Raw genomic sequence first — 11,366 nt, 5'->3', positions numbered from 1 at the left:
TGTTTGATAAGAGCGGACTTGTCCGCGAATACCGTAGTTCAGTCGATGAATATTCGTCGGATGTACAGCCTTTTCGCGGACAAGTCCGCTTGTATGGTAGGACTTGAAGGGAGGAGGAGGGACTCAGTTCGCTTCTGACTGTTTGCGCAGTACAGACCTGTGGGAGATTTCACCCCTCCTCCTTTCACCCAAGCGCCGATAAAGAATGCTTATGGCTCGCGACCTACGATAGAAACAAGCCTGCGCCTCTGGGTGGTCCCTTCAAGTTCTCAAACCTTATCCCGGAGATTGCGCCATGGCAATGCTGGTTGCCCAGACTAAACCTGTCGTCGGAGTAGACGTCGCCAAAAATGAGCTGGTGATCTATCAGGACCAGTCCGACCGACTTGAAGCGATTCCCAACACCAAGGCGTCTATCAGCAAGTGGTTGCGTACCTTGGCTGGAACGGTGTCAATCGCTGTCGAAGCCACCAATACCTACCACGTACTGTTCGCCGACATGGCTTATGAGGCCGGCTGCACCATCTATATGATCGATGGTTACCAACTGAGCCATTACCGAAAAGGCGTCAATGTACGCGCCAAGACGGATGCGCTGGACGCTCGTTTGCTTGCCCGATATTTGAAGAAAGAGGCTGACGAGCTGCACCCTTGGGTACCGCCGTGCCCGCTTTATCGTCAGTTGCTGAGCCTGTTTCGTCGTCGTGCGGCGTTGGTCCAGGCGCGTACCGGACTGGTTCAGAGCTGGTCCAATGAGCCCCTGTTGAAAACAGCGTTCGCGGCGCAGATCAATTCGATGAAGCGCCTTGAAGCGCTGGTCGAGAAGAAGATCAAGGATGTCCTGCAGCGAGCCGAGTTGATGGGACAGGTCAGTCGTTGCATGAAAGTAGAAGGTATCGGCTTTCTGACGGCGGCCCGGCTGGTCACTACTTTTCAGCGAGGCGAATTCAGCAACGCCAACGCCTTCATCGCCTTTTTAGGCCTGGACCTCAGGGTGTCCAAATCCGGACAAAGTGACGGGCCGCGCCGCCTGACCAAGCGTGGCGATCCGGAAGCCCGTCGGCTGCTTCATAACGCGGCCATGTCTGGCAGCCGTACAGCCGCGTGGAAGCCGTTTTATGAAGAGCAGAGAAAGCGTGGCTTCAGCACCACTCAAGCCTTGGTCATGCTGGCAAGGAAGATGGCTCGAGTCGTATTCGCCCTGTTAAAAACCCAGAGCGAATATCAATCAAAGGCGGCTTGAGGGGTTTCCCAAAACCATAGAATCTCCCACCAAGTTTGCCGCGCGACAGCGCTACGTCGAAGACGTGGTGGCGCCTCCCACAGTCCGGTATATCAAGCCTGCGGCGGCTGTCCGTTGGAGGCCGACAGACCGCCATCCACCGGCAGGTTTACGCCGGTGACAAAGCGCGCGTCGTCGCTGGCCAGGAAGGCAATCACGTCACCGATGTCTTCAGCCTCGGCAGGACGGCCCAGCGCGATGCGTTCCTTGAACTTGGCCATCAGCGCGTCGTTGTCCATCATGTCGTCGGTCAGTTCACTGCGGGTCAGCGACGGGCATACCGCATTCACGCGTACGCCGTCGGCACCGTGATCCAACGCCAGCGCGCGGGTGAAGTTGGTGATCGCACCTTTGGCCGCGTTGTAGAAACTCATGCCCCAGTCCCCACCCATGCCAGACACCGACGAGACGTTGACGATGTTGCCCTTGCTGGCAATCAGGGCGGGCATGGCCGTGCGGGTGCAATAGAAGACGCCGTCCAGGTCCACCGACATCAGCTCTTTCCAGTCCTGCACTTCAAGTTCGGTGACCTTGCCGGACTTCACGATGCCCGCATTATTGACCAGCACGTCCAGACGGCCGAAGTGACTGGCGACTTCCTTGAACAGCGCCTCGACGTCGCTCAGGTCCGCCACGTCGGCCGCCCTGACCAGATGACCCTCGCCCTCCAGCTGCGCGTGTACTCTTTTCAACTTCTCTTCGTTGCGGCCGACCAGCACAACGCTGGCGCCTTCTCTGGCAAAACGCTTGGCAGTGGCTTCGCCGATTCCGGAACCGGCGCCTGTGACCACAACGACTTTCTGGGTGAAACGATTCATTGAAAATGCTCCGAAAAAGTGAATACGTGTCTGGTGGACTGTGAGGCCCCCGGCCGCGTTCACTCTCATTCACGTGAGGCACTTTCAGGTCATTCCAAACGGTCGATATTCGACTAATCGTGCGTTGACAAACCCTTCACACCCTGTAAATAATCGGCGAAGTTGTACGACAACCTATGACGCCAAAACAATAAAAACAAAGCCGGGGCCCATTACATGAAGACTCGCGTCCGTATGCCCGCTCTACCTTGCGTAACCCCCTGGATCGCCGTCGCCGCGGCAAGGTTCAATCCTCTCGCAGCATTCCAAGACACACGTGTTTTATAGATTTCGCTGACTGTCAGCGAACGGTACCCGGCTGTCTTTCAGCCGGGGCCATGTCTGGAGACAGGCATCACATAATCCTCGTCGGTGTCGGCTCTTGCCTGTGCAAGGCCAGAAAAGAGGACGGTTTCGTTAAACCAAGGGAGCACAACAATAATGACATCTCACACCACCCGTTCGCGCATCCTGATGGGCGTTGGCAGCATGACGCTGCTTTGCCCGCTGATGAGCATGGCCGAAGGCTTCGTGGACGACACCAAGGCCACGCTCAACCTGCGTAACGCCTATTTCAACCGCAACTTCACCAACCCCGCGTTTCCCAACAGTGCGGCCCCGCAAAGCAAGGCTGAAGAGTGGACGCAAAGCTTCATTCTCGATGCCAAGTCGGGCTTCACCCAAGGCACGGTCGGGTTCGGTGTCGACGTGCTCGGGCTGTATTCGATCAAGCTCGATGGCGGTCGTGGCACGGGCGGCACGCAATTGCTGCCGATTCACAGCGACGGGCGTCCTGCAGATGATTTCGGTCGTCTGGGCGTGGCGGGCAAGGCGCGTTTTTCCAAGACCGAACTGAAGGTCGGCGAATGGATGCCGGTGCTGCCTATCCTGCGTTCCGATGACGGCCGCTCGCTGCCGCAGACTTTCCAGGGCGGACAGATCACCTCCAAGGAAATCGACGGCCTGACGTTGTATGGCGGTCAGTTCCGCGGCAACAGCCCGCGCAACGACGCCAGCATGGAAGACATGTCGATGAACGGTCGCGGTGCCTTCACCTCCGACCGCTTCAACTTTGGTGGCGGTGAGTACGTCTTCAATGAAAAGCGCACACAGGTCGGGGTCTGGTACTCGGAACTGCAGGACATCTATCAGCAGCAGTTCTTCAACCTGCTGCACAGCCAGACCTTCGGTGACTGGACCCTGGGCGCGAACCTGGGCTACTTCATCGGCAAGGAAGACGGTAACAAGCTGGCCGGCGATCTGGACAACAAGACCGCTTATGCCCTGCTCTCGGCCCGTTACGGCGGCAGCACCTTCTATGTCGGTCTGCAGAAGCTCAGCGGCGACACGGCCTGGATGCGCGTCAACGGCACCAGCGGTGGCACTCTGGCCAACGACAGTTACAACTCCAGCTACGACAACGCCAAGGAAAAATCCTGGCAGCTGCGTCACGACTATAATTTCGCCGTATTGGGCGTACCGGGTCTGACCCTGATGAACCGCTATATCAGTGGCGACAACGTGCACACCGGCAATATCACTGACGGCAAGGAATGGGGCCGGGAGTCGGAACTGGCGTACACCGTACAAAGCGGCACGTTCAAGAACCTGAACGTCAAATGGCGGAACTCCAGTTTGCGCCGCGACTTCAGCGCCAACGAGTTCGATGAAAACCGTGTCTTCATCAGCTATCCGCTGTCGTTGCTCTGATGCATCGGACCAGGCCCTTCCGCTGGTCGGGCCTGGTCATGCGCAAGCGTCCAGACGGCGGTTCACCCACCGGCCACTTAATACTTTGGGCGCGTTGACAAGCAGCGCGAGGGCTGCTGATAATCCGGCAAGTCATACGACAACAGATGACAAAAAATAACAATCAGGAAACTTCCTCATGGCATCGGCTCACACTACGCAGACTCCCTTCAATCGCCTCCTGCTGACAGGCGCGGCAGGCGGCCTGGGCAAGGTATTGCGCGAAACGCTGCGTCCCTACGCGAACATTCTCCGACTGTCCGACATCGCCGAAATGGCGCCGGCGGCTGGCAGCCATGAAGAGGTCCAGGTCTGCGACCTCTCTGACAAGAACGCCGTTCATCAGTTGGTCGAAGGCGTTGATGCCATCCTGCATTTCGGTGGCGTTTCCGTAGAGCGGCCGTTCGAGGAAATCCTCGGCGCAAACATCTGCGGCGTATTTCACATCTACGAAGCCGCCCGCCGTCATGGCGTGAAGCGCGTGATCTTCGCCAGCTCCAACCACGTCATCGGTTTCTACAAGCAGGACGAAACCATCGACGCCCATTCGCCGCGCCGCCCGGACAGCTACTACGGCCTGTCCAAATCTTACGGCGAAGACATGGCCAGCTTCTACTTCGATCGCTACGGCATCGAAACCGTCAGCATCCGCATCGGTTCCTCTTTCCCGGAACCGCAGAACCGCAGAATGATGAGCACCTGGCTCAGCTTCGATGACCTGACCCAACTGCTCGAACGCTCCCTGTACACGCCCAATGTCGGCCACACCGTGGTGTACGGCGTATCGGACAACAAGACCGTCTGGTGGGACAACCGTCTGGCCAGCCAGCTGGGCTATGTTCCCAAGGACAGCTCCGAAGTGTTTCGCGACAAGGTTGAAGCCCAGCCGATGCCGGCCGCTGATGATCCGGCCATGGTCTATCAAGGCGGCGCCTTCGTGGCCTCCGGGCCGTTTGGCGACGAATAAACATCGCTCATTTACAACCTGAACAGCCTGGAGACACGAGCCGTCATGGATGCCGAACTGATTCTGGATGCGCAAAACGCTACGGGTGAGAGCCCTGTCTGGAGTGCCCGCGATCAGGCGCTGTACTGGGTCGACATCCCGGCAGGCCACCTGCATCGCTGGAGTGCACGCGATGGCAGCACTCGCCACTGGAAAGCCCCGCAGATGCTGGCCTGCATCGCGGCCGACGGCAAAGGTGGCTGGGTGGCAGGCATGGAAAGCGGCCTGTTCCACCTGCAGCCCGGCGACGGTGAAAACCTGGCCGCTACGCCTCTGCTCGAGGTCACGCACGCACAACCCGGCATGCGCTTCAACGATGGTCGTTGCGACCGTCAGGGGCGCTTCTGGGCAGGCACCATGTTCATGGACATGAGCGCAGGAGCCGTGGTCGGCGCGATGTATCGCTACAGCGCAGGGCAGCAGACGCTGGAACCGGTGCTGAAAGACTTCATTGTGCCCAACGGCCTGGCGTTCAGCCCGGACGGCAAAACGATGTACCTGTCCGACTCGCACCCCAGCGTGCAAAAGATCTGGGCCTTCGATTACGACACCGACAGCGGCACCCCGCACAACCGCCGCCTATTCGTGGACATGAACCACTATCTGGGTCGCCCGGATGGTGCAGCCATCGACGCCGATGGCTGCTACTGGATCTGCGGCAATGACGCCGGTCTGATCCATCGTTTCACCCCACAGGGCAAGCTCGACCAGTCACTGGTCGTGCCCGTGAAAAAACCCGCCATGTGCGCATTCGGCGGCCCGGACATGGACACCCTGTTCGTGACGTCTATCCGCCCTGGCGGCGATCTGAGCGATCAACCACTCGCCGGTGGTGTGTTCGCTCTACGGCCCGGCGTCAAAGGCCTGGAGGAGCCTGTTTTCCGGGATTGATCCACACACTGAGCCACAACACTGAAGCAACAGCACTGAACCCAATAGCACCGACCAAAAACAAGAAAATCGGAGATATCCATGGACTTCAAACGCACACTTCTCATCGCTGCACTTCCGCTCGCGTTCTGCATGTCTGGCATCGCGCAGGCTGAAGTAAAAATCAAGTTCGCCGAAGTGCACCCCGCCGGCTACCCGCCGGTCGTGGCCGAGCAGAACATGGGCAAAAAACTGCAGGAAGAAACCAAGGGCGAGATCAGCTTCAAGATGTTCGCCGGCGGCGTGCTGGGCTCGGAGAAGGAAGTCGTCGAGCAGGTGCAGTCCGGCGCCATCCAGATGACCCGGGTCAGCCTCGGCATCGTCGGCCCGGTGGTACCGGACGTCAACGCGTTCAACCTGCCGTTCGTGTTCCGTGACCAGGCGCACATGCGCACCATCATCGATGGCGAAATCGGTCAGGAAATGCTCGACAAGATCACCAACTCGAACTTCAACATGGTCGCGCTGGCCTGGATGGATGGCGGCACGCGCAACCTGTACACCAAGAAGCCGGTACGCAGCATCGCCGACCTCAAGGGCATGAAGATTCGCGTCCAGGGCAACCCGGTGTTCATCGACACCATCAACGACATGGGCGGCAACGGTATCGCCATGGCTACCGGCGAGATTTTCAGCGCCCTGCAGACTGGCGTGATCGACGGTGCGGAAAACAACCCGCCGACCTACTTCCAGCATAACCACTATCAGAACGCCAAGTTCTACACCATGACCGAGCACCTGATCCTGCCTGAGCCTGTGGTGATGTCGAAAACCACCTGGACCAAGCTCACGCCCGAGCAACAGACCCTGGTGAAGAAACTGGCGCGCGAAGCGCAGATGGAAGAGCGCAAGCTGTGGGACGCCGCATCGGCAGCCGATGAAGCCAAGCTCAAGGCCGCAGGTGTGGAGTTCATCACCCTGACTGCCGAGCAGAAAAAGGCGTTCTACGACGCAACCCAGGCCGTGCGTGACAAATACGGCGCGCCATACAAGGATCTGATCAGCCGTATCGAAGCGGTCCAGACCGATCCTGCGCTGATGGCAAAAACCCAAGCTGCCCAATAAGACAGTCCGATAACGCCGCGGGGGCGAGCGAGAGCTCGTTCGCCGCCGCTGTGGTGAGCCTCCATGAAAAATACGTTATTGCGCATCAACGACACGCTTTACCGGGTCTGTATCGGGATCGCGGGTCTGTCGGTCCTGATCATGACCCTGATCATTCCCTGGGGCATTTTCGCCCGTTACGTGCTGGGCAGCGGCTCCAGCTGGCCGGAACCGGTCGCCATTCTGTTGATGGTGGTGTTCACCTTCTTCGGCGCTGCCGCCAGTTATCGTGCTGGCGCACACATGGCCGTGGCCATGGCGGTCGACCGCATGCCGTTGCAGGTTCGCAAAGTGGCAGCAGTGATCGTGCAGATCCTGATGGCCATCGTTGCACTGTTCATGATCGTCAAGGGCTTCAAGCTGTGCGCCACCACCTGGAATCAGTTTCTGGGTGAAATCCCGTCCCTGCGGGTAGGCATCTCTTATCTGCCGATTCCCATCGGCGGCATCGTGACCCTGATTTTCGTGCTGGAAAGGATGTTTCTGGGTGACCAGAGTCACCGCTCCGTCATGCGGTTCGACGTCATTGAAGAAAGCGAAGGTGCCGCATAAATGGACGCATTAGTACTGTTGGGCAGCTTTATCGCATTGATCCTCATCGGCATGCCCGTGGCCTACGCGCTGGGCTTGTCGGCGCTGATCGGTGCATGGTGGATCGAGATTCCCGCCGATGCCCTGATGATTCAGATCGCGGGCGGCGTGAACAAATTCTCGCTGCTGGCGATTCCGTTCTTCGTGCTCGCCGGTGCCATCATGGCCGAGGGCGGCATGTCACGACGGCTGGTGGCCTTTGCCGGGGTGCTGGTGGGCTTCGTGCGCGGCGGGCTGTCACTGGTCAACATCGTGGCCTCGACCTTCTTCGGAGCCATCTCCGGCTCGTCCGTGGCCGACACCGCTTCGGTGGGCTCGGTGCTGATCCCGGAAATGGAACGCAACGGTTACCCTCGTGACTTCTCGACCGCCGTAACGGTGAGCGGCTCGGTGCAAGCCCTGCTGACGCCACCCAGCCACAACTCGGTGCTCTACTCGCTGGCCGCTGGCGGCACCGTGTCGATCGCCTCGCTGTTCATGGCCGGAATCATGCCGGGCCTGTTGCTCAGCGCGGTGATGATGGGCCTGTGCATGATCTTCGCCCGCAAGCGCAACTACCCGAAAGGCGAAGTGATCCCGATGCGTCAGGCGTTGAAAATCGCCGGTGAAGCACTGTGGGGCATGATGGCGCTGGTCATCATTCTGGGCGGGATCCTGTCGGGCGTGTTCACAGCGACCGAGTCGGCCTCCATCGCCGTGGTCTGGTCGTTCTTCGTGACCATGTTCATCTACCGCGACTACAAATGGCGCGACCTGCCCAAGCTGATGCACCGGGCGGCACGGACCATTTCCATCGTGATGATCCTGATCGGTTTCGCTGCCAGCTTCGGTTACATCCTGACGCTGATGGAAATCCCGATGAAGATCACGACAGCGTTCCTGACGCTGTCGGATAACCGTTACGTGATTCTGATGTGCATCAACGTGATGTTGCTGCTGCTCGGCACCATCATGGACATGGCACCGCTGATCCTGATCCTCACCCCGATTCTGCTGCCAGTGGTCGCCAGTGTCGGCGTCGACCCGGTGCACTTCGGCATGATCATGCTGGTCAACCTGGGTATCGGCCTGATCACACCGCCGGTGGGTGCAGTGCTGTTCGTGGGCGCGGCGGTGGGTAAAGTCACCATCGAAGCGACTGTGAAAGCCCTGCTGCCGTTCTACGCCGCACTGTTCATGGTGCTGATGCTGGTGACTTACGTCCCGGCTATCTCGCTGTGGCTGCCAGGCGCAGTGCTCTGAATCCTCGTTACTGACTGTCAGCCCTCGTGAACGCTTGTTCGCGAGGGTCATGACAGCGCTGCTTTTTCCAGCCAAGGAGGCTGGTCCCGCATGTCCGCCCCTGCCCTTTTTCCCCGCCACATCGCCGTATTGATACTGGCGCTGCTGGCCTGCTCGTTCGCCGGCAATCACATTGCCGCACGCATTGCCTTCGACCATGACACCGGCCTGCTGCTGGCGATTCTGTGTCGCTCCGGTGTCACCCTGCTGGTGCTGGTCAGTCTGGTGCTGCTGCAACGCGAACGGCTCAACCTGCCCGCCAGCACCTGGCGCTGGCAACTGCTGCTGGGCCTGCTGATCGCGACCCAGAGTTTCTGCATCTACTCGGCCGTGGCCCGTATTCCGGTGGCACTGGCTCTGCTGGTGGTCAACGTCTCACCGATCCTGCTGGCGCTGCTGACCTGGGCGCTGGGCGGTGCTGCACCGACGCGCCGCGCCGCTGCGTTGATGGGCCTGATCCTGTTCGGTCTGGTGCTGGCCCTTGATGTGCCGCACCGGCTGTCCAACCCCGGCAGCAGCGAGCCCCAGTGGCTGGAAGGCATTGCCTACGCCTTTACCGCTGCGGTGGTATTCGCCTTCGCGCTGTGGATCACCGACAACAAGCTGTCCAGCATGCGCGGCACCGTGCGCAGCATGCTGACCATGGTCGTGGTGTTCATCGCTGCCGCCGTGGCCGGTGCCAGCGGTCTGCTGCCCGGCGGCGTGGACCTGCCGACCAGCCGTATCGGCTGGACCGCGCTGGCCAGTCTGGTGTTGCTGTACGGCGTCGGTTTTTCGCTGCTGTTCATCTGCATGGCGCGCCTGGACATCGCCCGCAATGCGCCGGTCATGAACATCGAACCGGTGGCGAGTCTGCTGTTTGGCTGGCTGATTCTGGATCAACTGCTCAGCAGCGGTCAGGTCATCGGTGGGCTGATCGTCGTCAGTGGTATCGTCCTGCTGACCTGGCGCCGCGCCACACCGCCTAAATCCGTCACTACCGAAGAGGCTCCGCACCATGCCCGCGAACGTTCTGACCCTTGAAGACAGCCTGACCCGGCTGACCCTGGCACCCGAGACAGGCGGCAGCATCGTCAACTGGACAGCCCTGAGCAGCGGCCAGCCATTGCTGCGCCACAGCTCCGACGAAGCCGTGGCTGCGGGCACACCTCGCAAACTGGCGCTGTACCCGCTGGCGCCCTGGTCGAACCGGATCGGCGACGGCGGCTTCGATACACCCGACGGCTGGCTCGCCCTGTCGCCCAACAGCGCCAACGATGCGTTGCCCATTCACGGCAGCGCCTGGCAACAGTCCTGGGACGTGATCGAGCAGACGGACACACACGTTTGCCTGCAGCTCGACAGCCGGATTCCCTTCGCCTACCAGGCCCGACTGCACTACACGCTGCTCGACGGCCGGTTGAGCATCGAGCTGAGCATCACACATCTGGACAGCCGCGCCGCCTGGCACGGCCTCGGCCTGCACCCTTACCTGCCGCGCACGCCCGAGACATATCTGCAGGCCAAGGCTTCGCAGATCTGGCTGTGCGACGAGGCAGGCCTGCCCACCGAGCTGCGGGACCTGCCCGACGAATGGAATTTCCGAGACGGCAACAGCCTGCCGCACGCCAAGCTGGATAACGGTTTCACCAAATGGGATGGCCGCAGCGTCATCCGCCAGCCCGATCTGGGCTACGAACTGCACTGTGAGGCCAGCGGCAGCGAATACTTTCTGGTCTTCTGCCCGCCGGGGCTGGATTTCTTCTGCTTCGAACCGGTCAGCCACCCGGTCAACGCCCATCATCTGCCGGGGCATCCAGGGTTGAAGCTGCTGCAGCGCGGAGAATCCATGACGCTGGGGTTCAGCCTGCTTTATCGGGCGCTTTAGTCTGTTGATTCATTCTATGACCAGCACCGACCGGCCACTCATCCTTACAAGACCGGCGGGGCTGGCACAGTCGCCGTCGATCATTGAATCGATGTCTCCCAGCACGAAGACAGTCACCGCCTTGGCCCCCTGGTAGCGGCCGTCCACGATGTATCCGGTCCCTACGACAACCGACCCCTTACCCTCTACCTCCTGAAGCGCCGTGTTGAACACGTAAGTACTGGTCGTCCGGTCGTCCCAATTGATCACCCATGTGATGGGCGAAGCCAGATTGCGCAGCCGCGGGCAGGACAAATCCGCCTGAAACCTCTGCTCGGCCGAGGCGCTGAAACTCAGGGAAGAGGAAGGCGACTCACAAGGCCCCCAGTAGCTTTTGGTGGTGATATCAACCGGCCTACGGGTATTGGTCAGGCCCGGAGACCACTTGGCGATGTGCGCGCCGTTCACGCAAGTGACCTGATTCTCCGGTTCAGCCTCAGCCCGCTCGGGCACGATGAGCAGGGTTGTGCCCACGCAGATGAAAACAACTGTGGCCAGACAAACCAGACCTGATAAAAACCGCTCGGCAGTGAGAGGCATGATCGGCTCCGTGAACGTGATGATGTTCAGCTACCGGTGTATCAGCCCGCATCGTCGGTTTCTACTGTCATAACTGACAGGAACCGGCGAAATCAGACCAGTAGAGAACACACTATCCCC

The 11,366-nt window shown here is 60.0% G+C and carries 11 protein-coding genes; 9 read left to right on the top strand and 2 right to left on the bottom strand.

The genetic code is table 11. From position 1 onward, the window contains the following. Positions 1–295 precede the first annotated feature (295 nt). Positions 296–1,243 (top strand): IS110 family transposase, encoded by a 948-nt coding sequence (locus AC0IXS_RS18695; RefSeq protein WP_057409210.1) that lies wholly within the window; start codon positions 296–298, stop codon positions 1,241–1,243. A 92-nt stretch (positions 1,244–1,335) separates the two neighbouring features. On the opposite strand, the gene budC is transcribed toward AC0IXS_RS18695, so the two are convergent. Then, on the bottom strand, positions 1,336–2,100 hold the full coding sequence (gene budC, locus AC0IXS_RS18690; RefSeq protein ID WP_471825408.1) for a meso-2,3-butanediol dehydrogenase: 765 nt from the start codon (positions 2,098–2,100) through the stop codon (positions 1,336–1,338). A gap of 480 nt (positions 2,101–2,580) precedes the next feature. On the opposite strand from budC, the gene AC0IXS_RS18685 reads away from it, so the two are divergent. The 8 genes from AC0IXS_RS18685 (at position 2,581) to AC0IXS_RS18650 (ending at position 10,667) form a co-directional block, all read left to right on the top strand. Further along, positions 2,581–3,849, top strand: a complete 1,269-nt coding sequence (locus AC0IXS_RS18685; protein ID WP_029242055.1) for an OprD family porin — start codon at positions 2,581–2,583, stop codon at positions 3,847–3,849. A 178-nt stretch (positions 3,850–4,027) separates the two neighbouring features. Continuing rightward, positions 4,028–4,855 (top strand): NAD-dependent epimerase/dehydratase family protein, encoded by an 828-nt coding sequence (locus AC0IXS_RS18680; RefSeq protein ID WP_004883300.1) that lies wholly within the window; start codon positions 4,028–4,030, stop codon positions 4,853–4,855. Between the two features lie 45 nt (positions 4,856–4,900). Next, entirely contained in the window at positions 4,901–5,785 is an 885-nt protein-coding gene (locus AC0IXS_RS18675; protein ID WP_449125513.1) for a glucurono-1,5-lactonase, read from the top strand. A gap of 81 nt (positions 5,786–5,866) precedes the next feature. After that, the gene (locus tag AC0IXS_RS18670; RefSeq protein WP_004883294.1) at positions 5,867–6,889 is read left to right on the top strand and encodes a TRAP transporter substrate-binding protein; all 1,023 of its coding nucleotides are present in this window, start codon (positions 5,867–5,869) and stop codon (positions 6,887–6,889) included. Between the two features lie 63 nt (positions 6,890–6,952). Further along, positions 6,953–7,480 (top strand): TRAP transporter small permease, encoded by a 528-nt coding sequence (locus tag AC0IXS_RS18665; protein WP_057410692.1) that lies wholly within the window; start codon positions 6,953–6,955, stop codon positions 7,478–7,480. Continuing rightward, the gene (locus tag AC0IXS_RS18660; RefSeq protein ID WP_122208556.1) at positions 7,481–8,761 is read left to right on the top strand and encodes a TRAP transporter large permease; all 1,281 of its coding nucleotides are present in this window, start codon (positions 7,481–7,483) and stop codon (positions 8,759–8,761) included. 90 nt (positions 8,762–8,851) lie between these two features. Further along, positions 8,852–9,823: an EamA family transporter gene (locus tag AC0IXS_RS18655; RefSeq protein WP_122668780.1), complete on the top strand. Its 972-nt coding sequence runs from the start codon at positions 8,852–8,854 to the stop codon at positions 9,821–9,823. After that, entirely contained in the window at positions 9,798–10,667 is an 870-nt protein-coding gene (locus tag AC0IXS_RS18650) for an aldose 1-epimerase (protein ID WP_471825403.1), read from the top strand. The genes AC0IXS_RS18655 and AC0IXS_RS18650 overlap by 26 nt, the downstream gene beginning before the upstream one ends. Positions 10,668–10,676: 9 nt before the next feature. Here the strand turns inward: AC0IXS_RS18650 and AC0IXS_RS18645 are convergent, their stop codons facing one another. Continuing rightward, positions 10,677–11,246, bottom strand: a complete 570-nt coding sequence (locus AC0IXS_RS18645) for a hypothetical protein (RefSeq protein WP_449124355.1) — start codon at positions 11,244–11,246, stop codon at positions 10,677–10,679. Positions 11,247–11,366: the final 120 nt, after the last annotated feature.

This window comes from Pseudomonas sp. AC016 (assembly GCF_979253365.1).
This window is presented reverse-complemented; position numbering and strand designations above follow the sequence as displayed.

Excerpts from the sequence above, each read along its gene's own strand:
- AC0IXS_RS18675 (WP_449125513.1), top strand. The coding sequence starts at position 4,901 with ATGGATGCCGAACTGATTCTGGATGCGCAAAACGCTACGGGTGAGAGC.
- budC (WP_471825408.1), bottom strand. The coding sequence starts at position 2,100 with ATGAATCGTTTCACCCAGAAAGTCGTTGTGGTCACAGGCGCCGGTTCC.
- AC0IXS_RS18685 (WP_029242055.1), top strand. The coding sequence starts at position 2,581 with ATGACATCTCACACCACCCGTTCGCGCATCCTGATGGGCGTTGGCAGC.
- AC0IXS_RS18650 (WP_471825403.1), top strand. The coding sequence starts at position 9,798 with ATGCCCGCGAACGTTCTGACCCTTGAAGACAGCCTGACCCGGCTGACC.
- AC0IXS_RS18695 (WP_057409210.1), top strand. The coding sequence starts at position 296 with ATGGCAATGCTGGTTGCCCAGACTAAACCTGTCGTCGGAGTAGACGTC.
- AC0IXS_RS18655 (WP_122668780.1), top strand. The coding sequence starts at position 8,852 with ATGTCCGCCCCTGCCCTTTTTCCCCGCCACATCGCCGTATTGATACTG.
- AC0IXS_RS18670 (WP_004883294.1), top strand. The coding sequence starts at position 5,867 with ATGGACTTCAAACGCACACTTCTCATCGCTGCACTTCCGCTCGCGTTC.
- AC0IXS_RS18665 (WP_057410692.1), top strand. The coding sequence starts at position 6,953 with ATGAAAAATACGTTATTGCGCATCAACGACACGCTTTACCGGGTCTGT.
- AC0IXS_RS18660 (WP_122208556.1), top strand. The coding sequence starts at position 7,481 with ATGGACGCATTAGTACTGTTGGGCAGCTTTATCGCATTGATCCTCATC.
- AC0IXS_RS18680 (WP_004883300.1), top strand. The coding sequence starts at position 4,028 with ATGGCATCGGCTCACACTACGCAGACTCCCTTCAATCGCCTCCTGCTG.
- AC0IXS_RS18645 (WP_449124355.1), bottom strand. The coding sequence starts at position 11,246 with ATGCCTCTCACTGCCGAGCGGTTTTTATCAGGTCTGGTTTGTCTGGCC.